We start from the raw sequence: 24,377 nt of genomic DNA on the forward strand, positions 1-24,377 counted from the left end.
CGGCAAGTCAACGCCCGGCCGGCACCCCCAGCGCGCGAAGGATCATCTCCTCGGTCCGCACATATTCGGCGGTGCCCGGCGCGATCGGCTCGAAATGGCCCGTCCCGGTAAGGTCGAGCACTTCGACCTTGTCGCCGACGCCTTCGCCATGCGCCTTGTAATTATCGGCATCGCGCTTCGTCAGCACGGGCCCGGCGACCAGATACTGGCGCACGCCCAGCGGCTGCAGCGCATAGGGCGATGCATCGATGTAGCGTTGCGGCTGTTCGGCGGGCGTGCCACCGATCAGCGGCACGATCACCGGCTTGCCGCAGACTTGCGCATCGATCCCGACGAACGGCAGCAGATCGCCCGGCCCGTCGATCGCGATCGCGGCCACCGGCACCAGCGGCGCCTTGCCCTTCAGCGGATGGCCGCGCTTCAGCTTGGGCCGTGCCGCCAGCCACAGCGCGGCATGCGCGCCCGCCGAATGGCCGACGAACGCGACGCGCTTCAGATCGAGCCGGTTCGCCTTCGCGATCGTACGCAGCTTGTCGGCCGCCATCGCCCAATCCTGAAAGGTGCCCGGCCAACCACCTCCGGCATCGCCGACCTGACGATACTCGATATTCCACGTCGCGATGCCCTTGGCAGTCAGCGCGCTGGCCAGCGGCCGGGTGCCCGCCAGCGTTTCGAACCCCTTGGTCCAGCAACCGCCGTGGATGACCATAGCCACCGGAAACGGACCCTTACCCGCCGGCACGCGCAGTTCGCCGACGTTCAAGATGTCGTTGCCATAAGTGATCGTGGCTTTGGCAGGCGTCGATGGCAGGGTGCGCAGGTCGGCAGGCGAGAGTTTCTGCTGAGCGGATGCCCCGCCCGCCACGGCCATAATCGCTGCGGCCGCTGCCAACATCCTGAAAAGCTTCATCGTTCGCTCCCCCAAGCCCGAAGTGCGAACTTGTCACTTCCCCGGGTCTTCGGCAAGCGCTGCTCAGATCGGCAGCCGCAGCTTCACCTTCTTGCCGCGCCAGCGGAGGCGCGCCGGCTCGTCCGCCGGCCAATAGAGATCATCGTCGAGCATCCAACGCTGACTATCGTCCGACGCCTGGGTTGCGGTGGGATGATCGGCCAGATCGAAATCGGCGACGGCCGACGTGCCATGTCCGAGCCGCGGATGATCGACGGGGCTGGCAAGCGCTGCGGCGAACAGGATCAACATCGGGGCGGTCCACTGGCATGATCGTCGCGGTTGAAAAGCATTTCCGCGGCGATCGTTCCGGTCAGGCCACGGCCAGCAGCCGCCCGGCCTGTGCGCGGGCCTCATCGGTAATCTCTGCGCCGGACAGCATCCGCGCAATCTCCTCGCGCCGCGCGCTATCGTCCAGCCGGTGCACGCCGGTCCGCGTCACGATCCCGTCGTGCGATTTCGCGATCAGCCACTGGCTGTCCGCCCGCGCCGCCACTTGCGGGCTGTGTGTCACCACCAGCAACTGGGTCGATCGCGATAGCCGGGCCAGCCGGTCGCCGATCGCAGAGGCGACCGCGCCGCCGACGCCGCGGTCGATCTCGTCGAAGATCATTGTCGCGGCGCCGCCACGCTCCGCCAGCGCAACCTTCAATGCCAGGATGAACCGCGACAGTTCGCCGCCGCTTGCGATCTTCGTCAGCGGTGCGAACGGTGCACCCGGATTGGTGGAGATCAGATACTCGACACGATCGGTGCCGCCCACGCCCCACTGCGCCGGATCGAGCGTGTCGATCGTGGTGCGGAACCGCGCGGCATCCAGCTTCAGCGGCGCAAGCTCGCCTGCCACTGCCGCATCCAGCCGCGCCGCCGCCGCCACCCGCGCCGCATGCACGGCATCGGCTGCCGCCACATAGGCTGCGCGCGCCGCAGCGGTGCGCTGGTCGAGTGCGGCGAGTCCTTCGCCCCCTGCCTCGATCCGCGCCAGCCGGGCGGCAAGTTCGGTCGCCAGCGCCGCTAGCGCATCGGGTTCCACCCTGTGCTTTCTGGCCAGAGCCCGCAGATCGAACAACCGTGTCTCGATCGACTCCAGTTCCGCCGGCTCGAATGCGGTGTCGCGCACCGCCTGCTCCAGCGCCGCCTCACCCTCGCCCGCCTCGATCAGCGCGCGATCGAATGCCGCCAGCGCCTGCGCCAGCAACGGATGATCACCCGCGATCCGGTCGAGCCGACGCGCGGCCTGCCGCAGATTGGCAAGCGCGCCATCCGATCCGTCGAGATGCGCGGTCACTGCCTCCAGATCCTCGGCCAGCCGCGCGCCGGCCTGCATCGCGGATCGCCGCTCGGCCAGTTGCGCCTCCTCGCCCGGCTCGGGTGCGAACGCCGTCAGCTCGGCAACCACATGATCCAGCCATTCGCGATCGCGTGCCGCAGTCTCCAGTTCGTTCGCCGCGGCCTCCCTTGCCGCTGACGCCGCTGCCCAGTCACGCCAGGCCGCCGCCAGCGGCGCGGTGTCGATGCCGCCGAAACTGTCGAGCAGATCGCGATGGCCGCGCGGGTTCATCAACCCGCGATCGTCATGCTGGCCGTGGATCTCCACCAGCAGCGCGCCCAGCTCGCGCAGCAACCCGGCAGAAGCAGGTTGGCCGTTCACGGTCGCGCGGCTACCGCCATCGGCCTTGACGATCCGGCGCACCACCAGCTGCTCGCCCGGATCGCCATCGATGCCATTCTCGGCCAGCACCAGCAGCGCGCGGTGGTCCGCCGGCAGGTCGAACGCAGCGGTCACCACCGCCTGTTGTGCGCCGTGGCGGACGAGGCCGCTGTCGGCGCGCGTCCCCAGCGCCAGGCCCAGCGCATCGAGCAGGATCGATTTGCCGGCCCCCGTCTCGCCGGTCAGCGCGGCCAGGCCGGACCCAAAATCGAGATCCAGCGCCTCGATCAGCACGACATCGCGGATGGCAAGGCTGGCAAGCATCGATCGCCATCTAGGCGATCAGGCGGCCGGAATGAAGCAGGAACGCGTTCAGGCGGTGTTGCCGCTATCCTGCATCAGCTTGAAGGCACGCTGATACCACTCGCTGCCAGGGTAATTGGCGCCCAGCACGGCGGCGGTCTTCTTCGCTTCCTCCGGCACGCCCAGCGCCAGATAGCTTTCGGTCAGCCGCATCAGCGCCTCGGCGGTATGGCTGGTCGTCTGATAATCGTCGACCACCTTGCGGAACCGGACGACCGACGCCAGCCAATCGTTGCGGCGCTGATAGAAGCGACCGATCTCCATTTCCTTGCCGGCGAGATGGTCATTGACCAAATCCACCTTCAACCGCGCATCGGCGGCATAGCGGCTGTTGGGATAACGGCGGATCAGTTCGCCCAGCGAATCCAGCGCCTGCTGGGTGATCTTCTGGTCCCGGGTGACGTCAGTGATCTGCTCATAATAATCGATCGCGATCAGATACAGAGCGTAGGGCGCATCCTTGTTGCCCGGGTGGATCGACAGGAAGCGCTGCGCCGATTGGATCGATTCCGGATAGCTGCGCGCCAGATAATAGCTGAACGCGCTCATCAGCTGCGCGCGCCGCGCCCAGGCCGAATAGGGATGCTGGCGCTCGACCTCGTCGAACAGGGCAGCAGCGATCTTGTACTGGCGCCGGTCCAGCCGCTCCTTGGCGGCGTTGTAGAGCGTGTCGACATCGCGTGCGACATAGCGCGTGTCCGCCTTCCCCTTGGCATTGGTGCTGGCGCACCCGGCGAGCGGAAGCGCGATGGCGGCGAGCGCTGCGATGGCAAGCGGGCGATGGTACGGACGCATGACGACCATCTAGCGGGTCGTGCGGGAGCCGCCAAGGGGCGTCAGCCATAAGCGATCCAGCGGCCCAGTGCAGCCGCGGCCAGCCACAGCCCGATCGACAGGATCGCCATCGCGCGTGCGATCAGTGGCGGTGATCGCAGATCGAACCGCGCCATCCTGAATGCGACCGCATTGGCCAGCGCGAAGCCGATCAGCACCAGTTTGCGCCACAGGATCGGGTGGCAGCCAGCGACCGCGCATCCGCCGCGAACAGCAGTGGCCCGGTCAACACCATCAACGCAAGACCACCGCCTGCGACCGGCGTCAGCGCCCGCGACAGCACGTCGGCCGGCAACTGGCGGAACAGCCCCGCGATCCTGAGGTCGACCAGCCCGATTCCGCCGACCAGCAGCACCAACCCCAGCAGGTGAAGCAGGTTGACGATCGGATAGGCAAGCGGATCGCCGCGCATCCAGACGCCGACGCCAGACGCTTCCAGCGCGCCGGCAAGATCGCCGATCAGCGGAGTTCGACCGTCTTGCCGCCAGCGATCACACGCTCGATCCGCATCTCCGCCGTGCCATCGGATCGGGGATAGCCGATCAGCGTCACTGGCTTGCCAGGCGCCAGCATCGCCTTCGTCAGGCCGCGTGCCTCCATCCGCGCGACTGGTGCCAGTACCACGGCCCATTTCTTCTTCTGGTATGTCACCGTCGCGCTGCCATGCGGGTTGGCCCAGGCGACATCCGCCAGCGGCGCAGTCACGGTAATGGTCTTGGCGGCATCATAGCTGCTCCAGCCATGATGCGCGGCGGCGGCGACCGGCACGGCCAGTGCCGCCAGCATCAGATATCGGAACATCCCGTCCTCCTTCACGATCGATGACGCACCAACGCGCGACCGGGGCGATTTGCGCATTCGCAACCACCCCCTGCTAGGGATGGGACGATGATCCGCGTGCTCACCCTGTCGACCCTGTTTCCGGATGCCGCCCGGCCCGGCTTCGGCGGCTTCGTCGAACGGCAGACCCGCGCCCTCGCTGCGCGCGAAGGCGTATCGGTCCGGGTCGTCGTACCGCGGGGCATCCCGCCCGCCCTGTCGGGCTTGCAGCGCTACGCCGCCATTGCCGCCCTTCCCGAGCGGGAACAACGCGGCGGGCTGCAGATCTATCGCCCACGCTTCCCGACCCTGCCCGGTCCCGGCGCGCGTTTCTCCTCGAGGCTGCTTGCGCGAAGCCTGCTGCCGTTGCTGCGCGAAATACGCCGCGATTTTCCGTTCGACGTGATCGATGCCGAATTCTTCTGGCCCGACGGACCCGCCGCGGTTGCGGTCGGCCGCGCGCTCGGCGTACCGGTATCGATCAAGGCGCGCGGCAGCGACATCGCCTATTGGGGGCAGCGGTCCGGCTGCGGCGACCAGATCGTCAAGGCGGGCCGTGCCGCTGGCGGTCTGCTCGCCGTCAGCGGCGCGCTGCGGCAGGAAATGATCGCGCTCGGGCTGCCGGCCGATAGGATCGCAATCCATTATACCGGTGTCGATCTCGAGAGCTTCCGGCCGGGCGATCGATCCGTGCTGAAGGCGGCACGCGGTGTCAGCGGCCCGCTGTTCGTGTCGGTCGGCAATCTGGTGGAGCAGAAGGGCCACCGCACCGCGATCGCCGCGGTCGCGCGCATGCCCGGTGCTACCTTGCTGATTGCCGGGGGCGGACCGGACGAGCCGGTGCTCCGTCGGCTGATCGATACGCTTGGCGTGGCCGATCGCGTCCGCCTGCTCGGCAGGCAGCCGCATGCGGCGCTACCCGATCTGTTCGCTGCTGCCGACGCATTGGTTCTGCCGACCGCCGGCGAGGGGCTCGCCAATGTCTGGATCGAGGCAATGGCCTGCGGCACGCCGGTGGTGACGACCGATGTCGGCGGCGCGCGCGAGGCGATCGATCGCCCGGCTGCCGGTCGGCTGGTCCCCGCCGAACCCGAACCGATCGTGGCGGCGCTCCAATCGATCCTGGCGGATCCGCCCGGGCCAGCGGCCGTGCGGGCATCGGCCGAACGGTTCACCTGGGCGCGCAACAGCGATGCGCTCGAAGCGCATCTGCGGCGCGTGGCCGCACGCTAGCCCAGCGGCAACAGCCCGGCTGCGATCCAGCGATCCTCGCCGCGCAAGATGGTCCACGCGCGGGCGGCAGCCCGGCTGTCCATCGGCTCGATGCCGATTCCGCGCGCATCGAACATGTCGATCAGCGCCTGGGGTGGGCGGCGCAGCGTCGGGCCCGTCCCCAGCAGGATGAATTCCGGTGCCGGATCGATCCCGGTCAACGGCACCAGCGAGTCCGGGTCGATCGTGTCGAGGCTATCCGCCGTCCATGCCCGAGCCCACAGCGGGGTCAGCAGCACGCCGCCGTCATGCACGCGATCGTCGATGCGGAAGCCGGTCCCCGAAAACCCCCGCACCACCGGCCCGGATGCAATGCCCTCGCGCTCGAAGCGCGGCGGCATCAGACTTCCTTTTCGATCCGGGTCACGCGCTCGCCATCGCCCTTGGCTACCGCCTTGGCGGCAAAGGCGTCGGGGGAGACGTTCAGCCAGAGCAGGATCGGCGCCGCGACATAGATCGACGAATAGGTGCCGATGCCGATGCCGATCAGGATCGCCGCGGTCAGCCCGAAGATCACGTCCGGCCCGATGAACAGCAGCACCAGCAGCGCCATGACCATCGACAGCGAGGTCACGATTGTGCGCGACAGCGTCTCGTTCACGCTCGTGTTCAGCAGCGGGATCATCGCCATCTTGCGATATTTGCGCATGTCCTCGCGGATCCGATCATACACCACGATCGTGTCGTTCAGCGAATAGCCGACGATCGTCAGGATCGCCGCCACAACGTTCAGGTTGAATTCCAGCTGCGTAAGCGCGAAAAAACCCAGCGTCAGCGACACGTCGTGAAGCAGCGAGAACAGCGCGCCGACGCCGAACTGCCATTCGAACCGGAACCAGATGTAGAGCGCGATGCCCAGCATCGCGAGACCCACCGCCCAGGCACCGGTGCGGTACAGCTCGTTCGAAACCTTGCCCGATACCGTCTCGACCGCATCGAAGCGGACCCCGGGATAGGCGCGCTGGACTTCGGCCTGCACCTTCTGCGCCGCCGCGTTGGCGGCCGCCTCGCCGCCTTCGGGCAGCGGCAGCCGGATCGAGATCACCTTGTCCGATCCGAATTCCTGGATCGTCGACTCGCCGAACCCCAGCGCATCTACCCGCTCCCGCAAGTCATCCAGCGCAACCGGCTGGGTGAAGGTTGCACGCAGCATCTGCCCGCCGACGAAGTCGATGCCCAGGTTGAAGCCCTTGGCAACGCACAGCCCGAGCGATGCCACGATCAGCCCGATCGAGATCGCCATCGCCAGCACCCGCCAGCGCATGAAATCGACATTGGTGTTGTCGGGTACGAGTTTCAGCAGGCGCATGGGCTTGTCCTCAGATCACCAGCTCGGTCGGGCGGGTCTTCAACCAGCGCGACGCCAGAAGGCGGGTGACGGTAACCGCGGTGTAGACCGAGGTGACGATGCCGATCATCAGCACGACCGCGAAGCCGCGGATCGGGCCGGATCCGAAGTAGAACATCAGCACCGCGGCGATCACGTTGGTGATGTTGGCGTCGAAGATCGCGGTCTGCGCTTCCTTGTAGCCCAGTTCCACCGCCTGGATCACGCCGCGGCCGCGGCGCTGTTCCTCTCGGATGCGCTCGTTGATCAGCACGTTGGCGTCGACTGCCGCGCCGATCGTCAGCACGAAGCCGGCGATGCCGGGCAGCGTCAGCGTGCCGTTGAACAGCGCCATGATTCCAAGGATCAGCACGGCGTTCAGCACCAGCGCGACCGTGGCATACACGCCGAACCGGCCATAGGTCACGATCATGAAGATCACGACGACCAGCGTGGCCACGATGCCCGCGATCGCGCCCTTGCGGATCGAATCGGCGCCGAGATCGGGGCCGACGGTGCGTTCCTCGATCACCTTCAGCGCCACCGGCAGCTTGCCCGAACGCAGCGAAATGGCGAGCGCGTTGGCGCTCTCCACGGTATAGTTGCCACTGATCTGCGCGGAACCGCCCAGGATCGGCTCGTTGATGTTCGGCGCGGACAGCACCTGCCCGTCGAGGATGATCGCGAACGGCTTGCCCACATTCTCCTGCGTCACGCGCGCGAAGTTGCGGCCGCCCTGCGCGTCGAACCGGATGCTCACGACGGGTCGATTGTCCTGCGGATCATAACTCTGCTGCGCATCCACCAGCCGATCGCCGGTGATGATCGCACGACGCTGCACCGCGATCTTGGCACCCGGCTGGCCCTCACCCGGGGCCATCGGCAGGATCTGGCTGCCCGGCGGGGCGCGACCCGCGGCCACGGCGGCTGGATCGGCGGTCAGGTCGACCAGCTTGAATTCCAACGTCGCGGTCTTGCCGATCAGCGCCTTCAGCGCCTCGGGGTCCTCCAGGCCGGGTACTTGTACCACGATGCGGTCGTCGCCCTGGCGGATGATGGTCGGCTCGCGCGTGCCGAGTTCGTCGATCCGGCGGCGGACGACTTCGGTGGCGACTTCCATCGCCTGGTCGATCGCTGCGGTCTGGCCGGATGCGGTCGGCGTCATCACGATCCGCGTGCCATCGACCACTGCGACGTTCCAGTCGCGCTGGCCGGTCACGCCCACGCCTTGGGTCAGCGTACGCAACCGCTCCACGGCAGCGTCGAGCTGCGCCACATCGCGCACGAAAAAGCTCAGCCGGCCGCCGCTGGTGGAAATGTCTCCGATCTGGATGCGCGGCGAATTGCGGCGCATCTCCTGGCGCACCGTCTCTTCCATCACCTGCAGCCGCTGGCGCGCGACATCGGCGGTGTCCGCTTCGAGCAGGATGTGGCTGCCGCCCGACAGATCGAGCCCGAGGTTGATCCGTGGCAGCGCTCCCAGGCCGAGCTGTCGAGCGGTCGCCTCCGGCATCATGCTCGGGATCGCGAGGATCGTGCCTGCGATCAGCGAAAGGACGACGATCCAGACTTTCCAGCGGGGGAAATCAAGCATCGAGCGATCAATCGTTCGCGGGCTTGGCGGTGGTGGAGCGGACATCGCCGAGCGTCGCCTTCACCACGCGGACGCGGGTGTTGGGTGCGATCTCGACTTCGACCTCCTGGTCGTTGACCCGGGTCACCTTGCCGATCAGCCCGCCCGCCGTCACGACCTCGTCGCCCTTCTTTACCGCCTCGATCAGCGCGCGATGTTCCTTCGCGCGGCGCTGCTGCGGCCGGATCAGCAGGAAGTAGAAGATCACGAAGATGAAGAGCAGCGGCGCGACCTGCAGGAAGAAGCCGGTTGCGCCCCCTGCGGCAGCGGCGCCGCCACCGGCGGCCTGGGCATAAGCGGGGGATGCGAACATGATGAGATCTTCCGAAGGGAGGGGGCAATCGCTACCCCGGATCGAGGCGCGCGCCTAACATGAGAGGCCGAGAGGGGCAACGGGCGACGAAGTCCGCACCGTCCATCTGGAAGTCAGAAAGCTCCTTCTCAAGGGAAGGGGTTCATTCCTCACTCCGTCCTGAGTACGCCTTTCAGCTTGGCGAAGAATCCCGACGCTTGCGGGCTCTCCTCGCCCGTCTCCAGACTGCGGAACTCTTCCAGCAGTGCCTTTTGCCGCGGGCTCAGCTTGGTCGGCGTCTCGACATCGATCTGCACCACCATGTCGCCGAACCCGCGGCCGTTCAGCACCGGCATGCCTGCGCCGCGCTGCTTGATCTGCTTGCCGGACTGAATGCCGGCCGGGATCTTGATCTCGTGCGCCACCTTGTCGAGGCCCGGCACGGTGATGGTGCCGCCGAGCGCTGCGGTGGTGATCGAAACCGGGCAGCGCGCGAACAGCGTCGTGCCTTCTCGGCTGAAGATCGCGTGCCGCTTCAGATGGATGAAGATATAGAGGTCGCCGGGCGGCCCGCCGCGCGCGCCGGCTTCGCCTTCGCCCGTCAGACGGATGCGCGTGCCTTCGTCGACCCCGGCCGGGATGCGGACCTCGAGCTTCTTCTGCTTCTCGATCCGCCCTTCGCCGTGGCAGGCAGTGCACGCATCGGCGATCGTCTGGCCGGCGCCGTGGCACGACGGGCAGACCCGCTCGACCACGAAGAAGCCCTGCTGCGCGCGCACCTTGCCATGGCCCTGGCAAGTGCCGCAGACGCGGGCCTTGGTGCCCGCGCGTGCGCCGCTGCCGTCGCAGGTGTCGCAGGTGGCCGCGACATCGATGGTGATGTCGGATTGCAAGCCGTGGAACGCATCCTCGAAACTGATCTCGAGATCGTAGCGCAGGTCCGCGCCGCGGCGCACGGCGTTGCGCTGCTGCCCGCGGCCGCCCTGACCGCCCATGAACTCGCCGAAGATATTCTCGAAAATGTCGGAAAAGCCGCCGAAATCCTGCGATCCGGCGCCCGCGCCCTGCTGGAACGCGGCCTTGCCGTACCGGTCATAAGCCGCACGCTTCTGCGGATCCTTCAGGCAGTCATAGGCTTCGGAGACGGCCTTGAAGCGTGCCTCCGAATCCTTGCAGCCCGGATTACGGTCCGGGTGGCACTGCATCGCGATCCGCCGGTAGGACGACTTGATCGTCTTGTCGTCCGCTGTCCGCTCGACTTCGAGCAGCTCGTAATAATCACCGTCCAGCATCGGGCCCCCCGGCCTGTAACGGATCGCAATCTTGAACCGTCATTCCGGCGGATGCCGGAATCCGGACGTGCGCGCGAGGCCCAGAAGCGGCTCGCCCGGCGCCCCGGACCCCGGCTTTCGCCGGGATGACGGTCAGGATCGCATCCACCGGTTACGCCTTGTTGTCGTCGACCTCGGAGAATTCCGCGTCGACCACATCATCGTCCTGCTTCGGCGCTTCGTCCGAAGAGGGCGAGGCCGCAGCCTGCTGCTCCTTTTCGTAGATCGACTGCCCCAGCTTCATTGCGACCTGCGCCAGCGCCTGGCCCTTGGCCTGCATCGCATCGGCATCGCCACTTTCGACCGCGGACTTCGCCTCGGCGATCGCACCCTCGATCTCGGACTTCAGCGCGCCATCCACCTTGTCGCCATGCTCTTCAAGCTGGCGCTCGGTGGTGTGGATCAGGCTTTCGGCGTTGTTCTTCGCCTCGGCTGCGGCACGCCGCTTCTTGTCCTCCTCGGCGAACTGCTCGGCGTCGCGGACCATCTGGTCGATGTCCTTGTCGCTCAGGCCGCCCGACGCCTGGATCTTAATCTGCTGCTCCTTGCCGGTACCCTTGTCCTTGGCGTGGACGTTGACGATGCCGTTGGCGTCGATGTCGAACGTCACCTCGATCTGCGGCACGCCGCGCGGCGCCGGCGGAATGCCGACCAGGTCGAACTGGCCCAGCATCTTGTTGTCCGCCGCCATCTCGCGCTCACCCTGGAAGACCCGGATCGTAACCGCATTCTGGTTGTCGTCGGCAGTCGAATAGACCTGGCTCTTCTTGGTCGGGATCGTGGTGTTGCGGTCGATCATCCGGGTGAATACGCCGCCCAGAGTCTCGATGCCCAGCGACAGCGGAGTCACGTCAAGCAGCAGCACGTCCTTCACGTCGCCCTGCAGCACTCCAGCCTGAATTGCGGCGCCCATGGCGACCACTTCGTCCGGGTTCACGCCGGTGTGCGGCTCCTTGCCGAAGAACGCCTTCACCGCCTCGCGCACCTTGGGCATGCGGGTCATGCCGCCGACCATCACGACCTCGTCGATCGCGTCGGCCTTCAGTCCGGCATCGGCCAGCGCCTTCTTCAGCGGCTCGATGGTGCGCTTGATCAGATCATCGACCAGCCGCTCCAGATCGGCGCGGGTGATCGTCTTCACAAGATGCTTCGGCCCGGTCGCGTCGGCCGTGATGAAGGGCAGGTTAACCTCGGTCGTCTGGGTCGACGACAGCTCGATCTTGGCCTTCTCGGCGGCTTCCTTCAGCCGCTGCAACGCCAGCCGGTCCTTGGTCAGGTCGATGCCCTCGGCCTTCTTGAACTCGGCCGCCAGATATTCGACGATCTTGCTGTCGAAATCCTCGCCGCCCAGGAAGGTATCGCCGTTGGTGGCCTTCACCTCGAACACGCCGTCGCCGATTTCGAGGATCGAGATGTCGAACGTGCCGCCGCCCAGATCGTAGACGGCAATGGTCTTGCCGTCATTCTTCTCCAGGCCATAGGCCAGCGCCGCCGCCGTCGGCTCGTTGATGATGCGAAGCACTTCCAGGCCCGCGATCTTGCCCGCATCCTTCGTCGCCTGACGCTGGGCGTCATTGAAGTAGGCGGGCACAGTGATCACGGCCTGCGTCACGGTCTCGCCAAGATAGCTCTCGGCGGTTTCCTTCATCTTCTGCAGCGTGAAGGCGGAGATCTGGCTGGGCGAATAATCCTCGCCGCCGGCCTTCACCCACGCATCGCCATTGGCGCCCTTCACGATGTGATAGGGGACCAGCTCGGTGTCCTTCTTGGTCACCGGATCGTCGAAGCGGCGGCCGATCAGGCGCTTCACTGCGAAGATCGTGTTGTCCGGGTTCGTCACCGCCTGGCGCTTGGCTGGCTGGCCGATCAGTCGCTCGCCATCCTTGGCGAACGCCACGATCGAAGGCGTGGTGCGCGCGCCCTCGGCATTCTCGATAACCTTGGGCTTGCCGCCCTCCATGACCGCCACGCACGAATTGGTGGTGCCGAGGTCGATCCCGATAACCTTGCCCATATCAGTCCTTTCATCCCCCATCTTCACAATGGCGCACCGGCCGGGCCCCCTGCAAACGAGGCGAGCGCCGGGCCAGATGCCCTTACAGAAGCGCGATATAGGTGCGGCGAAACCGGCTGCAAGCTATCGGCCGATGGCGTTTTCGACTCCGCTGCGCTAAGCCCGCGCCGCCATGAAGATGCTGCCCCGCCACGCGCTTGTCGCGCTGCTCGCCCTGCCGCTCGCCGCCTGCCAGCCGCAGGCATCGGACACCGTTTCGGTCACCAATGCCTGGGTGCGGCTGCCCGCGGTGCAGGGCCGGCCGGGTGCCGCCTATTTCACCGTGAAGGGCGGAGCGGCAGACGACCGGCTGGTCGCGATCAAGAGCGCGGTCGTCGGCCGGATCGAACTGCACGAAGGCGGCATGCACGGCGGCATGATGACGATGCGGCCGCTGTCGGAAGTGCCCGTCCCGGCCGGCAAGCCGGTCGACTTCAAGCCCGGCGGCAATCATGCGATGCTGTTCGATATCGATGCGCGGATCACGCCCGGCACCGAACTTCCCCTCGCCTTCGTGCTCGCCAGCGGCAAGACGGTCGAGGTCGAGGCGAAATCGGTCGCGGCCGGCGATGCGGCTCCTATACCCTGACGGGCGTTAACGAGCGATCGTTCACGGCTCGGGATCACACGATGAGGAAAGTGGAAAAAAAGGCCGGCTGTGTGCCGCTGCTGCTGTTCTTCGTAGTCGAAATGGCTGCGCTCGCGATCGTCACCGGGCTCGGCTATCTGTTGTTCGCCGCCATCATCGTACCACTTGTCCCAGCTGCTGAAGCCGATTTCGGCCATGTCGTCTCGGTCTGCCTGGGCCTGATTGCCGCCTGCCCGGTCGTGTTCTGGATCGACCGCCGCTGCAAGGCGATCACCGGCACCAGCGTGCTCGACAATCTGCCGTGGCTGCCATGAGCGATCGACCCCTCACCGTAGGTGAGATCGCGCTCGCGCGCTCGGTCTACGGCGATGCGATCGATTATGCACCGATCCGGATCTGCAACCGCAAATGGGCGTTCTTCCAGCCGCGCCAGGTGGTAATGGCGCCGCGCGGCCACCTCCATTTCCACCCGCACGGGACGCTCTACAGCGATGATTTCGCCGCCGCCCCGCTTGGGCCGCAAGGGCTCTTCATCCACGAGATGTGCCATGTCTGGCAGCATCAACGCGGGCTCTGCCTGCCGCTCGCCCGCCACGCCTTCTGCCGTTATCACTACCGCCTCACGCCCGGCTGGCCGCTCCATCGCTACGGGATCGAGCAGCAGGCCGAAATCGTTCGCCATGCCTTCCTGCTGGGTCGCGGTGCCCCGGTGGCCGGCGCCCCGCCGCTCGATCAATATCGCGGCGTGCTGCCGTTCTGATCGGCTGCGAGCAGGGATCAGCCGCCGAACTGTTTCAGGAAATCGGGATCGATCCAGGCTTTCTCAACTTGGCCGGGCTTCAGTTCCACCGTATCGGGATCGAACGGTTCGATCGCGTTCAGGAAGCTCTCGAAATCGGGAGCGACGTCGATCATGTCGTCCGGCGATTCATGATCCCAAAAGCGCACGCGACCGCCGCGGCGCCCGTCGATGAAAACGTAATTGCCGCCCTCCATCCATGCCACCGGAAAGGCAGCAAGCGGAATAGTCTCGATCCGGTTCCGCTCCTTGATAATCTCGGCGACCGGAATGAACTGATCAACCCCGAGCTCGGTCCCGTTCTCCGCGCGGACGCGGTTGGGCTCCGGACGCGCACCATCCCGCGTCTCGACGAAGGTTCGATAACTTTCGGGAAAATTGACGGCAAGCTGTCGCTCGACCGCGGCGATCGCAGCCGGGTCCGCCGCGCTTCCACCGGTCAGCTCGATCATCAGTCAAAGCCTCCATTCTTGATGACGGACGAACCGCCAGTATGCCGCACGGCGTTATGGATGTCGCGCGGTATCAGCTGAAGCGTGCGGCCGTCCTCGACATGATGCCAGACATAGCCTGCCGGCGTTTGCTTCAGCCCGACGGCCTTGTTCGCCAGCGCAGCGTCGTGGGCATAGTTGCCGTTCAACCCTTTCAATTGAACACTCGCCTTCGAATGGGGCGAGAAGTCGGGAAAGCCGCGTTCGTTGAAGCGCACGCCCGATGGATGGGTCTGGCCTGCATAGCGACTGTTGATCGGCTTGCGGCCATTGATCGTCGGCACCTGGCTCTGCGGCGGGGGCGGCGGCTTGGGCTTGGCTGCGGGGGTTGTCGCCGGCTTCGCGCTGCCCCCGCGAGGCACCCGGTCGGTCGCGCCCGCCCGCTTCGCCTTCGCCTTGCCCAGGAAGCGTGCCAGGAATGCGGTGCCCAGCACGCGGAAGGCGTGGGCATATTCCTTGCCGGCCTGATCGATCTCGCTGGCGGACCGGGCGTCGATCACGTCGATCGTCGTCTCAATGAACTGGCCGATCGCCTTGATGCCCGCGATGCCGGCGGCGGCATAGGCGAAGATCACCAGCACCGCATCGGCGATCACGCCCCAGCCCATCGCGTTGGCCGCCACCAGCGCCAAGATCAGCCCGACCGTGACCGCGACGTTGACCGGATCGATCAGCTCCTCGATCATCCGGCGCATCTCCCCGCCGAGATGGCCGCCCGCTGCCCTGAGCGCCGCGACGATCTTCTCGCTCGCCGTCCAGTCGGCAACGCTTTCGGGCTGGATCAGGCGCGGCTTTTCCGCCGGCCTGGCAACGAAGTTCGATTGGTCGCGCGCAATCAGCATCACCGCCAGCGTGCGCCGCGCAACGCCGTATTCGACATGCTGGATCAGCTGGTCGTCGGTCATCCGCTCGGGCACGGTCAGCAGGCTGATCGCAGCCCATTCGCGGCGCAGTTCCTGCATCGCGGCACTGCTGTGGCGTACCAGATGCAGCACGCGTCGGGTCGCCATCACGTCGGTCTTGCGGATGAACGCGCCGGGAATGGCGCTGATCGGCCCGATCAGCACGGTGCCGTTAGCCACCGGAATGTCGGCGACGCCCCAGCCCATCAGCCGCCTGCCGACCCGACCATGCCGCCCGCTCCCGCTGCCCCGGGAACAGCTATCCGCCCCGGTGCCACCGGTTCAAGCGCAATCGCGGTACCGCCGCTATGCGCGCGGTCACATCGGCGGACGCGGTGATCAGCCCTTCGGCTTGGCGACGCCCACCAGCGCCGGCCGCAGCAGCCGATCGCGCAGCATGTATCCGGGCTGCATCTCGTGCACGATCGTGCCCGGCGCGTCCTCATGCTCCATCTCGATCATCGCCTGGTGGCGATTGGGATCGAGCTTCTGGCCCATCGCATCGATCTTCGCGATGCCGTGGCGCTGGAACACGGCGTCCAGTTCGCGGCCCGTCGCTTCCAGGCCCGTCACCAGCCCCTTCACCTTTTCGTTCTCGCGCAGCTCAGCGGGGATGGCCGCCAGCGCGCGCGCCAAGTTATCGCTCACTGAAAGCATGTCGCGCGCGAAGTTGGTGGCGGCATAGGCAGTCGCATCCGCCTTCTCGCGCTCCAGCCGGCGGCGCACATTCTGCGTCTCCGCCTGCGCGTAGAGTACCTCGTTCTTCAGCTTCTCGATCTCGGCGGAGGCGCGCTCCAGCCGCTCGTCGGCGGCGGGATCAGGCATGCGCTGGCCCAATTCCGTCTCGAAAATCTCTTCGCCTTCGGTTTTCGTGTCTTCGTTCATGCCATCAACCTGCTGAGTGCCTGCGCGGTGAAATCCACGATGGGGACGACGCGCGCATAGTTCAATCGCGTGGGGCCGATCACGCCGACCACCCCCACCACGCGGCCATCGCCGCTTCGGTACGGAGCCGCTATCACCGACGAGCCCGAAAGCGCAAAGAGCTTGTTCTCGGAACCGATGAAGATCTTCATCCCCTTCCCGGCGCGTGCGCTGTCGAGCAAGCGGGCAATCTCCTCCTTGCCCTCGATCTCGTCGAGCAGGTGGCGCACCCGTTCGAGATCGCCGGCCGCAACGGGATCGATCAGGTTGGCGGCGCCGCGCACGATCAGGACCGGCCGCTGCGATCCGTCTTCGGACCACACCGCCAGCCCGCGATGGATCAACTCGGCCGCCGCGGCGTCCAGCGCGGCGCGGCCCTGCCCGATCTCGGCATGCAGCCGCTCGCGCGCCTCGGCCAATGTCAGCCCGGCGAGGCGGGCATTCATGAAGTTGGCCGCCTCGGCCAGCGCGACCGGCGGCATGCCAGGCGGCAGATCGACGACTCGGTTTTCGACCGATCCGTCGCTTCCGACCAGCACTGCCACCGCCTTGTCGCGCGCCAGCGGCACGAAACCGAACTGATGCAGGATCGGCTCGCGCCGCGGCACCAGCACGATGCCGGCGCAGGCCGACAGGCCGGACAGCGCAGCGGACGTCGCCGCCAGTGCATCTTCCACCGGCCCCGGCCCATGCACCTGCGCCTCGATCTGGGCACGTTCCTGGGCGCTGGGCTCGGCCGCTTGCATCATGCCATCGACGAACAGCCGCAGCCCGCTCTGCGTCGGCATCCGTCCCGCCGAAGTGTGCGGGGCCGCGAGCAGACCCAGCTCCTCCAGATCCTGCATCACGTTGCGTATCGAGGCGGGCGACAGGTTCAGGGTCGCGAATTTCGAGAGCGTGCGCGATCCCACGGGCGCGCCATTTTCCAGATAGCTTTCGACGACCATCCGGAAGACGTCGCGCGCGCGGGTCGACAATTCGGTGATCGGGGGCGTCATGCTGCAGATGTAGGCATCTCGCGCCATCGCCTCAACCGCTCAGCCATGGGGTGGCAGCGCGGCCGACTTCGCTCTAAAGCGCGCGGCCAAACCTCAAGGAGTCCATTCATGCGCCCATCCGGCCGCGCCCCCGATCAGATGCGCCCGATCAGCATCGAGACCGGCTTTACCCGCCATGCCGAGGGCAGCGTTCTGATCGCGTTCGGCGAGACGCGCGTACTGGTCACCGCTTCGGTGGAGGAACGCGTCCCACCGTTCCTGCGCGGCAAGGGCCAGGGCTGGATCACCGCCGAATATGGCATGCTGCCCCGCGCCACCCACACCCGCGGCAGCCGCGAGGCGGCCAAGGGCAAGCAATCGGGCCGCACGCAGGAAATCCAGCGCCTGATCGGCCGATCGCTGCGGTCGGTGGTCGACATGGCCGCGCTGGGCGAACGCCAGATCACGATCGATTGCGATGTGCTGCAGGCCGATGGCGGCACGCGCACTGCCTCCATCTCGGGGGCCTGGGTCGCGCTGCGGCTGGCGGTGGACAAGCTGATGGCCTCCGGCGCGCTCGCCAGCGATCCAATCATGGCACAGGTCGCCGCGGTCTCGTGCGGCATCCACGAAGGCACGCCGGTGCTCGACCTCGACTATATCGAGGATTCGGCAGCGCATGCCGATGGCAATTTCGTGCTGCTGGACAATGGCAACATCGCCGAGGCGCAGGCCACGGCCGAGGGCGCCACCTATGACGAGGAAGCGCTGCTGCGCCTGCTGCGCCTCGCCCGCATCGGCTGCACCGAGATCTTCGCCGCCCAGAAGAAGGCAGTCGGCCGGTGACCGCGCCGACCGAGATCCCGATCCCGCATCGCCGGCTCACGCCCGGCAAGCTGGTGATCGCCAGCCATAACGAGGGCAAGGTACGCGAGATCCGCGCGCTGCTGGCCCCCTATGGCATCGATCCGATCTCGGCCGGCTCGCTCGACCTGCCCGAGCCCGAGGAAACCGGAACCACCTTCGCGGCGAATGCCGAGCTGAAGGCGCGGGCTGCCGCCGACCTTTCTGGCCTGGTCTCGCTGGCGGACGATTCGGGCTTGTGCGTGGAAGCGCTGGGCGGCGATCCCGGCATCTTCTCCGCACGCTGGGCGGGTGAGGCCAAGGATTTCGGGTTGGCGATGCAGCTGGTGCAGGACAAGCTCGTCGCCAAAGGCCCTGATGCGGGGCACGACGCGCATTTCATCTGCGCGCTGTCGCTGTGCTGGCCGGACGGGCATATCGAGACGTTCGAGGGCCGGGTCGATGGCACGCTGGTGTGGCCGCCACGCGGTTCGTTTGGTTTCGGCTATGATCCGATGTTCCAGCCCTGGCATCACGAACAGACCTTCGGCGAGATAGATCCGGACGCGAAGCACGCAATGAGCCACCGTGCCGATGCGTTCGCGAAGCTGGTGGCGGCGTGCCTGGGCTGACAGCCCCACACCATCCGCTCGCGCTCTACATCCACTGGCCGTTCTGCGTCTCGAAATGCCCCTATTGCGATTTCAATAGCCATGTCCGCGACGGCATCGATCAGGCGGCTTGGGCCGATGCGCTGCTGGCCGACCTGGCGCATGAGGCGCGCGCCTATCCGGCCGGTCCGTTGGGCTCGATCTTCTTCGGGGGCGGCACGCCGTCGCTGATGCCGCCCGCTACGGTGGCGGCGCTGATCGCGGCGGCCGAGCGCCATTGGGGCTTCCTGCCCGATATCGAGATCACGCTGGAGGCGAACCCGTCTTCGGTCGAGGCTGCGCGCTTCGCCGACCTCGCGGCCGCCGGCGTCAACCGCGTCAGCCTCGGCCTGCAGGCGCTCGACGATGCCGCGCTCGGCTTCCTCGGCCGCGCGCACGATGTCCGCGAAGGACTGGCTGCGCTGGATACCGCGCAGGACAATTTCGCGCGCGTCAGCTTCGATCTCATCTATGCGCGGCCCGGCCAGTCGGAAGCCGACTGGGATGCCGAGCTCAGCCGAGCAATCGGCTTCGGCACCGGCCACCTGTCGCTGTACCAGCTGACGATCGAGCCCGGCACGCGGTTCGAAACTCTGGTACGCCAGGGCACGCTGCAGCCTGTCGATCCCGATCATGGTGCGGCTTTGTTCGAACTGACACGCGACGCCACCGCCGCCGCGGGCATCCCGGCCTACGAAATCTCGAACCACGCCCGCCCCGGCCAGCAGAGCCGGCATAACCTCGCCTACTGGCGCTACGCGAACTATCTGGGCATCGGCCCGGGTGCGCATGGCCGCCGCGATGGCTTGGCGACGCTGCGCCACCGCAAGCCCGAGAACTGGCTGCGGCGCGTGGCTGAGGCCGGCAACGGCCTCCAGTCCGCCGACCCACTATCCGCTACCGACCGTGCGACCGAGGCGCTGCTGATGGGCCTGCGGCTGGCCGAGGGCGTCGATCTGGCACGCGTAGCGGGGACGACAGGGGCGACCAGGCTGGTCGATCCGGACGCGGTGAAGAAGCTCACTACGCTCGGCTTCGTGCGGCAGGCGGGGGACAGACTCCAGGTCCTCGCGCCCGGCATGCAACTGCTGGACGCGATCCTGCCGGAAATCGTTGACGTCGCGGCCTGATCGAAAAGCCTACTTCCCGAAGCCCGCCGGTGCCGGCGATACCACGGTGAAGCCGCCGCCGCGGACCTCGTTCACTTCTAGCGTGCGTTCGGCGATTCCGTCACGCCCGAACCGGAACGCGCCGTCCACCCCGGCGAACCCGCCCGATTCGCTCAGCTCGCGCGCCGGGAACGGTGCGCCGAACCGCCAGTCCTTGGCGATCCGCACGGTCAGCAGCACCGCATCATAGCCAAGGCTCGCCAGCCGGTAGGGCGCCGTGCCGAACCGCGCGCGATACTTCGTCGCCAGCTGGCGATAGCGCGCATCCGGAACGCTGGCGAACCAGGCCCCCGCCAGCGCCGGATTGGCGGCAAGGCCGGGCTCGGTTTCCCACAGCTCGGTGCCCAGCAGCCGCGCCTGCGGGCTGCCGCTCTTGCGGACCAGCGGGGCGGCCTGGATCGCGATCCGACCCGAATCGGCAATCAGGATCGCATCGAACGGCTGGGTGCGCGGGATCCGTGCGATCGCTGCAGTCAGTGATTTGGGGCTGCGGTCATAGCTCTGCATCGAGACGACCTGGCCGCCTGCCTCCTCGGCGGCGCGGATCAGCGCGCTGGATGCGTTGCGGCCATACAGACCGGAGGGAATCAAGGCGGCGAAGCGGGTCATGCCGCGCTGGCGGGCATAGCCCACCACCCGATCGATCGACTGGGCAGGCGAGAACCCCATCAGCCAGGTGCCGCTGCCGGCGACGCTGCTGTCGTTGGAGAAGGCAACTACCGGCACGTTGGCTGCGCGCGCCTGCGCTGATACGGCGCGCACGTCTTCCGCCAGCAGCGGGCCCAGGAACAGCCGGTTGCCGTCCGCCAGCGCCCGCGCCGCAGCGGCGGATGCGCCGGTGGCCGTGTCATAAGTGGTGATCCGCACCCGCGCGCCGCCAGTATCGAGGATCGCGAGGTTCGCGGCATTGGCAATCGATCGGCCAACGGCCGCATTCGGGCCGCTCATCGGCACCAGCAGCGCGATCCTGTGACGTTGCTGATCCTGCGGCAGCGTGCCGGGAGTCGGTTCGTCGGGTACCTCGGCAGGCGGCGGCGGTGGCGGCGGCGCGGGGCGCTTGGGAACGACGGTGCAGCCCGCCAGCGCGATCGTCGCCGCCAGCCAGAGTGCGCGCAACCCGGTGACGACGGGGTTCCGCCGGCCAACAGCCTCTGTCATGACGTCCTTTCCATGTCCGACCCGCAGCCTTCCGGCCTTTCCCCCGGCCTCTACATCGTCGCAACCCCGATCGGCAATCTATCCGATCTATCGCCCCGCGCCGCCGCGATCCTGGCCCAAGCCGATGCGATTGCGGTTGAAGACAGCCGCGTCACCGCGAAGCTGCTCCATCATATCGGCGCGCGCCGGCCGATGGTCCCCTATCATGACCACAGCGCCGATCATGTCCGCCCCCAGCTGATCGCGCGAATGGCGAACGAGGCGATCGCTTTGGTTTCGGACGCCGGCACGCCGCTGATCTCCGATCCGGGCTACAAGCTGGTCCGCGACGCGCGCGCGGCCGGCGTGCCGATCGTGACCATCCCCGGCCCCTGCGCCACCATCGCCGCGCTCACCCTGTCGGGCCTGCCGACCGACCGCTTCCTGTTCATGGGCTTCCTGCCGCCCAAGGAAAAGGCGCGCGCCGATGCGATCGCCGAAGCGGCCGGCATCCGGGCCACGCTGGTCTTCTACGTGTCCGGCCCGCAGCTCGCGCGCACGCTGGCCGCCCTGCGGGAAGGTCTGGGGGATCGCGAGGCCGCCGTCTGCCGCGAGATCAGCAAGCGGTTCGAGGAAACGGTCACGGGATCGCTGGGCGAACTGGCCGTGCGCTATGCCGATCAGCCGCCGAAGGGCGAAATCGTGCTGGTCGTCGCCCCGCCCGGTGAAGCGCCGCCGCCGGCCGCTGACGATGTCGACGGGTTGCTGCGCACAGCACTCGCCGATCTGCCGATCGCGAAAGCCGCTGCCCGAGTGCAGCAGATCACCGGCCTGCCCCGCCGCACGCTCTATGCCCGTGCGATGGAATTGAGGGAGGACATGTGATGATCGCGCTCGGCCTGCTGCTCGCTGCATCCCAGCCATTGCCCACGCCGGCCTGGCTGGCCGGGGTCTGGGCACCCATCACCGACGAATTGATCGAGGATGCCCGCGCCTGCGAGGCCGCCGATTCGCGCTATTATGGCCGCGACGGATCGTTCGAGCGCGACGACATGGGCGGGGATTGGCGGCTGGCCGGCAATCGGCTGACCGAGATCGCCGGTGAGGACGGCGCGATCGCCAGCCGCGTGGTGCGCCTGTCGCCCAATCGGATGCGCGTGATCGACGCCGATGGCGAACAGCTGGTGTTCACCCGCTGCCGCTGAGCCGGAATCGCGCCGCCGCCGAGCGCCGCGGCCGGATCGGCGAGACGATCGCGGCCTGGTGGCTGCGACTGCATGGCTGGCGGATCGTGGCGGCGCGCGTGCGCACCCCGGTCGGCGAGATCGATCTGATCGCTCGGCGCGGCGGTGTGCTTGCCTGTATCGAAGTGAAGACCAGAGCCACTGCCGCCGAACTCGACCTGGCGATCGATCGCCGCCGGCTGGAACGCGTGGCGGCGGCGGCTGGCTACGCCGCGGCCAAGCGGCTGCGTCCGGGCGAATCGGTCCGCATCGACGTCGTGCTGCTCCGCCCTAACGCACTGCCACGGCACATCGCCAATGCCTGGAGCGGGTGACGCGGTGCACAACGCTTGCACCGTCGCCCCCGCAAAGGCAGGGGTCCATGGCTCTATCCACGCACGGCGACGTTCGGTGCGATAGGCAATGGCTCCTGCCTTCGCAGGGGCGAAGGGTTTGAGGCGTGGCATGTCCCTGAAGGTCGCGGTCCAGATGGATCCGCTCGAAACGATCAACATCGCAGGCGATTCGACGTTCGCGATCATGCTTTCCGCCCAGGCGCGTGGGCACGAACTGTGGCATTATGCCGCGGGCGATCTCAGCTATTGCGATGGCCGAGTGACGGCGCCTGCCCGCAGGGTCACGGTGCAGCGCGTGCCCGGCGCGCATTTCGATGCGCACGACGCCCGCACCCTCGATCTGGGTGACGATATCGATGTCGTGCTGATGCGGCAGGATCCGCCGTTCGATCTCGCCTACATCACCGCCACGCATCTGCTGGAGCGGATCCGCGATCGCACGCTGGTGGTGAACGATCCCGAATCTGTGCGCAACGCGCCCGAAAAGCTGTTCGTGCTCGACTATGCGGAATTCATGCCGCCCACCCTGATCACGCGCCGGCTGGAGGATGCCCGCGCCTTCCACGCCGAACATGGCGAGGTCGTGATCAAGCCGCTCTACGGCAATGCCGGCTCGGCCGTGTTCCATGTCGGCCGCGCCGATGCCAATCTTGCCGCGCTGACCGAATTGTTCGGCCAGGTGTGGCGTGAGCCATTCATGGTTCAGGCTTTCCTCCCGGACGTGGCGCTCGGTGACAAGCGGATCGTACTTGTCGATGGCAAGCCGACCGGCGCGATCAACCGGCTACCCAAGGCGGGCGAGATCCGATCCAACCTGGCTGCGGGCGGCAAGGCCGACGCGACCGACCTCACCGCGCGCGAAGAGGAGATCTGCGCGAAGCTGGGGCCGGAACTGGCGCGCCGCGGGCTGCTGTTCGTCGGCATCGATGTGATTGCCGGGCACCTGACCGAAATCAACGTGACCTCGCCCACCGGCATCGTCGCCATCGACAGGTTCAACGGCACGGATACGCCCGCGCTGATCTGGGATGCGATCGAGGCGAAGGTGACGGCACGATGACCGATTGGGTTCGCCAGCTGATCGAGCAATCGGGCTATCTCGGCGTCGCCTTCCTGATGTTCGCGGAAACCGTGTTCCCGCCTATCCCATCCGAAGTGATCATGTCGCTGGCGGGGCTGGAAGCGGCCAAGGGCAGCATGACCTTGTGGGGCGTGATCCTGGCCGGCACCGCTGGTGCGATGCTTGGCAACACCTTCTGGTATCTGCTCGCCCGCGCACTGGGCATCGATCGTTTCAAGCCGCTGATCGACCGGTTCGGCCGCTGGATCACCATGGACTGGCACGAGGTGCAGCGCGCCGAACGCTGGTTCATCGGCCACGGTGCCGCCTTCGTGTTCTTCGGCCGACTGCTGCCCACCGTCCGCTCGCTGGTGTCGATCCCCGCCGGCCTGCTCGACATGCGCCTCAAGACCTTCCTGATCTGGTCGACGCTCGGCACTGCGGGCTGGACAGCGTTGCTCGCGGTCGCCGGCTATCAGCTCGGCCTGCGCTATGCCGAAGTCGAAACTTACATCGGGCCGGTGTCGACCGGGATCGTGGTTCTACTAGTGGCCTGGTACATCTTTCGCGTCATCACATGGCGCCCCCGGAACAAGAATTAACCATTCCACGGCGCGATCTTAAGATATTCCCGCTAGGCGTCGATTGCTGTTGCGCAAAAATTCAATCAATCGCTGAAACCTAGACTTAGCCGGCCATTAACCAATTCCAGTTAGTACATGGCTTCCTCCGA

General features: G+C 67.0%; 30 protein-coding genes. 12 read left to right on the top strand and 18 right to left on the bottom strand.

Annotated features, from left to right (window positions below; translation table 11 throughout):
* Nucleotides 1-7 precede the first annotated feature (7 nt).
* The 7 genes from ABC347_RS08480 to ABC347_RS08510 form a co-directional block, all read right to left on the bottom strand.
* The gene (locus ABC347_RS08480; protein WP_413245300.1) at nucleotides 8-910 is read right to left on the bottom strand and encodes an alpha/beta hydrolase family protein; all 903 of its coding nucleotides are present in this window, start codon (nucleotides 908-910) and stop codon (nucleotides 8-10) included.
* Nucleotides 911-973: 63 nt separating this feature from the next.
* Nucleotides 974-1,201: a hypothetical protein gene (locus tag ABC347_RS08485; protein ID WP_413245301.1), complete on the bottom strand. Its 228-nt coding sequence runs from the start codon at nucleotides 1,199-1,201 to the stop codon at nucleotides 974-976.
* A gap of 61 nt (nucleotides 1,202-1,262) precedes the next feature.
* Nucleotides 1,263-2,924 (bottom strand): DNA repair protein RecN, encoded by a 1,662-nt coding sequence (recN, locus tag ABC347_RS08490; protein ID WP_413245302.1) that lies wholly within the window; start codon nucleotides 2,922-2,924, stop codon nucleotides 1,263-1,265.
* A 48-nt stretch (nucleotides 2,925-2,972) separates the two neighbouring features.
* Nucleotides 2,973-3,758 carry an outer membrane protein assembly factor BamD gene (locus ABC347_RS08495; protein ID WP_413245303.1) on the bottom strand — a complete coding sequence of 262 codons (786 nt, stop codon included), beginning with the start codon at nucleotides 3,756-3,758 and terminating at the stop codon, nucleotides 2,973-2,975.
* Nucleotides 3,759-3,799: 41 nt separating this feature from the next.
* Complete coding sequence (locus tag ABC347_RS08500) at nucleotides 3,800-3,955, bottom strand: hypothetical protein (protein WP_413245304.1); 156 nt, start codon at nucleotides 3,953-3,955, stop codon at nucleotides 3,800-3,802.
* Nucleotides 3,949-4,209, bottom strand: a complete 261-nt coding sequence (locus ABC347_RS08505) for a hypothetical protein (protein WP_413245305.1) — start codon at nucleotides 4,207-4,209, stop codon at nucleotides 3,949-3,951. Before ABC347_RS08505 ends, ABC347_RS08500 begins: the two co-directional genes overlap by 7 nt.
* Nucleotides 4,210-4,256: 47 nt before the next feature.
* Nucleotides 4,257-4,598, bottom strand: a complete 342-nt coding sequence (locus tag ABC347_RS08510) for a DUF6152 family protein (protein WP_413245306.1) — start codon at nucleotides 4,596-4,598, stop codon at nucleotides 4,257-4,259.
* 87 nt (nucleotides 4,599-4,685) lie between these two features.
* Between ABC347_RS08510 and ABC347_RS08515 the strand changes: the two genes are divergently transcribed.
* The gene (locus ABC347_RS08515; protein WP_413245307.1) at nucleotides 4,686-5,849 is read left to right on the top strand and encodes a glycosyltransferase; all 1,164 of its coding nucleotides are present in this window, start codon (nucleotides 4,686-4,688) and stop codon (nucleotides 5,847-5,849) included.
* Here ABC347_RS08515 and ABC347_RS08520 read toward each other — a convergent pair.
* The 6 genes from ABC347_RS08520 to dnaK all read right to left on the bottom strand — a co-directional run bounded on the left by ABC347_RS08520 (nucleotide 5,846) and on the right by dnaK (nucleotide 12,485).
* A complete protein-coding gene (locus ABC347_RS08520; protein ID WP_413245308.1) occupies nucleotides 5,846-6,229 on the bottom strand; it encodes an Mth938-like domain-containing protein in 384 nt (127 codons plus the stop codon). The genes ABC347_RS08515 and ABC347_RS08520 overlap by 4 nt on opposite strands.
* Nucleotides 6,229-7,197 carry a protein translocase subunit SecF gene (secF, locus tag ABC347_RS08525; RefSeq protein WP_413245309.1) on the bottom strand — a complete coding sequence of 323 codons (969 nt, stop codon included), beginning with the start codon at nucleotides 7,195-7,197 and terminating at the stop codon, nucleotides 6,229-6,231. Before secF ends, ABC347_RS08520 begins: the two co-directional genes overlap by 1 nt.
* Nucleotides 7,198-7,207: 10 nt before the next feature.
* Nucleotides 7,208-8,809 carry a protein translocase subunit SecD gene (secD, locus tag ABC347_RS08530; RefSeq protein WP_413245310.1) on the bottom strand — a complete coding sequence of 534 codons (1,602 nt, stop codon included), beginning with the start codon at nucleotides 8,807-8,809 and terminating at the stop codon, nucleotides 7,208-7,210.
* A gap of 7 nt (nucleotides 8,810-8,816) precedes the next feature.
* Complete coding sequence (yajC, locus tag ABC347_RS08535) at nucleotides 8,817-9,161, bottom strand: preprotein translocase subunit YajC (protein ID WP_413245311.1); 345 nt, start codon at nucleotides 9,159-9,161, stop codon at nucleotides 8,817-8,819.
* A 149-nt stretch (nucleotides 9,162-9,310) separates the two neighbouring features.
* The gene (dnaJ, locus tag ABC347_RS08540) at nucleotides 9,311-10,432 is read right to left on the bottom strand and encodes a molecular chaperone DnaJ (protein ID WP_413245312.1); all 1,122 of its coding nucleotides are present in this window, start codon (nucleotides 10,430-10,432) and stop codon (nucleotides 9,311-9,313) included.
* A gap of 151 nt (nucleotides 10,433-10,583) precedes the next feature.
* A complete protein-coding gene (dnaK, locus tag ABC347_RS08545) occupies nucleotides 10,584-12,485 on the bottom strand; it encodes a molecular chaperone DnaK (RefSeq protein ID WP_413245313.1) in 1,902 nt (633 codons plus the stop codon).
* Nucleotides 12,486-12,657: 172 nt separating this feature from the next.
* Between dnaK and ABC347_RS08550 the strand changes: the two genes are divergently transcribed.
* The 3 genes from ABC347_RS08550 to ABC347_RS08560 are packed head-to-tail and all read left to right on the top strand — an operon-like array spanning nucleotide 12,658 to nucleotide 13,873.
* Nucleotides 12,658-13,113: a copper chaperone PCu(A)C gene (locus ABC347_RS08550; protein ID WP_413245314.1), complete on the top strand. Its 456-nt coding sequence runs from the start codon at nucleotides 12,658-12,660 to the stop codon at nucleotides 13,111-13,113.
* A 41-nt stretch (nucleotides 13,114-13,154) separates the two neighbouring features.
* On the top strand, nucleotides 13,155-13,427 hold the full coding sequence (locus ABC347_RS08555) for a hypothetical protein (protein WP_413245315.1): 273 nt from the start codon (nucleotides 13,155-13,157) through the stop codon (nucleotides 13,425-13,427).
* The gene (locus ABC347_RS08560) at nucleotides 13,424-13,873 is read left to right on the top strand and encodes a vgr related protein (RefSeq protein WP_413245316.1); all 450 of its coding nucleotides are present in this window, start codon (nucleotides 13,424-13,426) and stop codon (nucleotides 13,871-13,873) included. Before ABC347_RS08555 ends, ABC347_RS08560 begins: the two co-directional genes overlap by 4 nt.
* Nucleotides 13,874-13,890: 17 nt before the next feature.
* Here the strand turns inward: ABC347_RS08560 and ABC347_RS08565 are convergent, their stop codons facing one another.
* The 4 genes from ABC347_RS08565 to hrcA all read right to left on the bottom strand — a co-directional run bounded on the left by ABC347_RS08565 (nucleotide 13,891) and on the right by hrcA (nucleotide 17,227).
* Nucleotides 13,891-14,364, bottom strand: a complete 474-nt coding sequence (locus tag ABC347_RS08565; RefSeq protein ID WP_413245317.1) for an SMI1/KNR4 family protein — start codon at nucleotides 14,362-14,364, stop codon at nucleotides 13,891-13,893.
* Entirely contained in the window at nucleotides 14,364-15,512 is a 1,149-nt protein-coding gene (locus ABC347_RS08570) for an HNH endonuclease (protein ID WP_413245318.1), read from the bottom strand. Before ABC347_RS08570 ends, ABC347_RS08565 begins: the two co-directional genes overlap by 1 nt.
* A 132-nt stretch (nucleotides 15,513-15,644) precedes the next feature.
* Nucleotides 15,645-16,190: a nucleotide exchange factor GrpE gene (gene grpE / locus ABC347_RS08575; protein WP_413245319.1), complete on the bottom strand. Its 546-nt coding sequence runs from the start codon at nucleotides 16,188-16,190 to the stop codon at nucleotides 15,645-15,647.
* Entirely contained in the window at nucleotides 16,187-17,227 is a 1,041-nt protein-coding gene (gene hrcA / locus ABC347_RS08580) for a heat-inducible transcriptional repressor HrcA (RefSeq protein WP_413245320.1), read from the bottom strand. The genes grpE and hrcA overlap by 4 nt, the downstream gene beginning before the upstream one ends.
* Before the next feature lie 108 nt (nucleotides 17,228-17,335).
* Between hrcA and rph the strand changes: the two genes are divergently transcribed.
* From rph to hemW, 3 genes are read left to right on the top strand one after another with little or no spacing between them, the layout of a single operon-like run.
* Complete coding sequence (gene rph, locus ABC347_RS08585) at nucleotides 17,336-18,052, top strand: ribonuclease PH (RefSeq protein WP_413245321.1); 717 nt, start codon at nucleotides 17,336-17,338, stop codon at nucleotides 18,050-18,052.
* Complete coding sequence (rdgB, locus tag ABC347_RS08590; RefSeq protein ID WP_413245322.1) at nucleotides 18,049-18,681, top strand: RdgB/HAM1 family non-canonical purine NTP pyrophosphatase; 633 nt, start codon at nucleotides 18,049-18,051, stop codon at nucleotides 18,679-18,681. Before rph ends, rdgB begins: the two co-directional genes overlap by 4 nt.
* Nucleotides 18,678-19,829: a radical SAM family heme chaperone HemW gene (gene hemW / locus ABC347_RS08595; RefSeq protein ID WP_413247020.1), complete on the top strand. Its 1,152-nt coding sequence runs from the start codon at nucleotides 18,678-18,680 to the stop codon at nucleotides 19,827-19,829. Before rdgB ends, hemW begins: the two co-directional genes overlap by 4 nt.
* 9 nt (nucleotides 19,830-19,838) lie before the next feature.
* Here the strand turns inward: hemW and ABC347_RS08600 are convergent, their stop codons facing one another.
* Entirely contained in the window at nucleotides 19,839-21,026 is a 1,188-nt protein-coding gene (locus tag ABC347_RS08600; RefSeq protein ID WP_413245323.1) for a penicillin-binding protein activator, read from the bottom strand.
* Nucleotides 21,027-21,038: 12 nt separating this feature from the next.
* Between ABC347_RS08600 and rsmI the strand changes: the two genes are divergently transcribed.
* The 5 genes from rsmI to ABC347_RS08625 all read left to right on the top strand — a co-directional run bounded on the left by rsmI (nucleotide 21,039) and on the right by ABC347_RS08625 (nucleotide 24,246).
* Nucleotides 21,039-21,890, top strand: a complete 852-nt coding sequence (gene rsmI, locus ABC347_RS08605) for a 16S rRNA (cytidine(1402)-2'-O)-methyltransferase (protein ID WP_413245324.1) — start codon at nucleotides 21,039-21,041, stop codon at nucleotides 21,888-21,890.
* Nucleotides 21,890-22,210 (top strand): hypothetical protein, encoded by a 321-nt coding sequence (locus ABC347_RS08610; RefSeq protein WP_413245325.1) that lies wholly within the window; start codon nucleotides 21,890-21,892, stop codon nucleotides 22,208-22,210. The genes rsmI and ABC347_RS08610 overlap by 1 nt, the downstream gene beginning before the upstream one ends.
* Nucleotides 22,207-22,563 carry a YraN family protein gene (locus tag ABC347_RS08615; RefSeq protein WP_413247021.1) on the top strand — a complete coding sequence of 119 codons (357 nt, stop codon included), beginning with the start codon at nucleotides 22,207-22,209 and terminating at the stop codon, nucleotides 22,561-22,563. The genes ABC347_RS08610 and ABC347_RS08615 overlap by 4 nt, the downstream gene beginning before the upstream one ends.
* 130 nt (nucleotides 22,564-22,693) lie before the next feature.
* Nucleotides 22,694-23,644 carry a glutathione synthase gene (gene gshB / locus ABC347_RS08620; protein ID WP_413245326.1) on the top strand — a complete coding sequence of 317 codons (951 nt, stop codon included), beginning with the start codon at nucleotides 22,694-22,696 and terminating at the stop codon, nucleotides 23,642-23,644.
* Nucleotides 23,641-24,246 (top strand): DedA family protein, encoded by a 606-nt coding sequence (locus ABC347_RS08625; RefSeq protein WP_413245327.1) that lies wholly within the window; start codon nucleotides 23,641-23,643, stop codon nucleotides 24,244-24,246. The genes gshB and ABC347_RS08625 overlap by 4 nt, the downstream gene beginning before the upstream one ends.
* Nucleotides 24,247-24,377: the final 131 nt, after the last annotated feature.

It is taken from the genome of Sphingomonas canaveralia (assembly GCF_047238125.1).
Taxonomy (GTDB): Bacteria; Pseudomonadota; Alphaproteobacteria; order Sphingomonadales; family Sphingomonadaceae; genus JBDFMH01.

Coding starts and splice junctions, on each gene's coding strand:
- ABC347_RS08480 (WP_413245300.1), bottom strand. CDS start 910: ATGAAGCTTTTCAGGATGTTGGCAGCGGCCGCAGCGATTATGGCCGTG.
- ABC347_RS08485 (WP_413245301.1), bottom strand. CDS start 1,201: ATGTTGATCCTGTTCGCCGCAGCGCTTGCCAGCCCCGTCGATCATCCG.
- recN (WP_413245302.1), bottom strand. CDS start 2,924: ATGCTTGCCAGCCTTGCCATCCGCGATGTCGTGCTGATCGAGGCGCTG.
- ABC347_RS08495 (WP_413245303.1), bottom strand. CDS start 3,758: ATGCGTCCGTACCATCGCCCGCTTGCCATCGCAGCGCTCGCCGCCATC.
- ABC347_RS08505 (WP_413245305.1), bottom strand. CDS start 4,209: ATGCGCGGCGATCCGCTTGCCTATCCGATCGTCAACCTGCTTCACCTG.
- ABC347_RS08510 (WP_413245306.1), bottom strand. CDS start 4,598: ATGTTCCGATATCTGATGCTGGCGGCACTGGCCGTGCCGGTCGCCGCC.
- ABC347_RS08515 (WP_413245307.1), top strand. CDS start 4,686: ATGATCCGCGTGCTCACCCTGTCGACCCTGTTTCCGGATGCCGCCCGG.
- ABC347_RS08520 (WP_413245308.1), bottom strand. CDS start 6,229: ATGCCGCCGCGCTTCGAGCGCGAGGGCATTGCATCCGGGCCGGTGGTG.
- secF (WP_413245309.1), bottom strand. CDS start 7,197: ATGCGCCTGCTGAAACTCGTACCCGACAACACCAATGTCGATTTCATG.
- secD (WP_413245310.1), bottom strand. CDS start 8,809: ATGCTTGATTTCCCCCGCTGGAAAGTCTGGATCGTCGTCCTTTCGCTG.
- yajC (WP_413245311.1), bottom strand. CDS start 9,161: ATGTTCGCATCCCCCGCTTATGCCCAGGCCGCCGGTGGCGGCGCCGCT.
- dnaJ (WP_413245312.1), bottom strand. CDS start 10,432: ATGCTGGACGGTGATTATTACGAGCTGCTCGAAGTCGAGCGGACAGCG.
- dnaK (WP_413245313.1), bottom strand. CDS start 12,485: ATGGGCAAGGTTATCGGGATCGACCTCGGCACCACCAATTCGTGCGTG.
- ABC347_RS08550 (WP_413245314.1), top strand. CDS start 12,658: ATGAAGATGCTGCCCCGCCACGCGCTTGTCGCGCTGCTCGCCCTGCCG.
- ABC347_RS08555 (WP_413245315.1), top strand. CDS start 13,155: ATGAGGAAAGTGGAAAAAAAGGCCGGCTGTGTGCCGCTGCTGCTGTTC.
- ABC347_RS08560 (WP_413245316.1), top strand. CDS start 13,424: ATGAGCGATCGACCCCTCACCGTAGGTGAGATCGCGCTCGCGCGCTCG.
- ABC347_RS08565 (WP_413245317.1), bottom strand. CDS start 14,364: ATGATCGAGCTGACCGGTGGAAGCGCGGCGGACCCGGCTGCGATCGCC.
- ABC347_RS08570 (WP_413245318.1), bottom strand. CDS start 15,512: ATGGGCTGGGGCGTCGCCGACATTCCGGTGGCTAACGGCACCGTGCTG.
- grpE (WP_413245319.1), bottom strand. CDS start 16,190: ATGAACGAAGACACGAAAACCGAAGGCGAAGAGATTTTCGAGACGGAA.
- hrcA (WP_413245320.1), bottom strand. CDS start 17,227: ATGACGCCCCCGATCACCGAATTGTCGACCCGCGCGCGCGACGTCTTC.
- rph (WP_413245321.1), top strand. CDS start 17,336: ATGCGCCCATCCGGCCGCGCCCCCGATCAGATGCGCCCGATCAGCATC.
- ABC347_RS08600 (WP_413245323.1), bottom strand. CDS start 21,026: ATGACAGAGGCTGTTGGCCGGCGGAACCCCGTCGTCACCGGGTTGCGC.
- rsmI (WP_413245324.1), top strand. CDS start 21,039: ATGTCCGACCCGCAGCCTTCCGGCCTTTCCCCCGGCCTCTACATCGTC.
- ABC347_RS08610 (WP_413245325.1), top strand. CDS start 21,890: ATGATCGCGCTCGGCCTGCTGCTCGCTGCATCCCAGCCATTGCCCACG.
- gshB (WP_413245326.1), top strand. CDS start 22,694: ATGTCCCTGAAGGTCGCGGTCCAGATGGATCCGCTCGAAACGATCAAC.
- ABC347_RS08625 (WP_413245327.1), top strand. CDS start 23,641: ATGACCGATTGGGTTCGCCAGCTGATCGAGCAATCGGGCTATCTCGGC.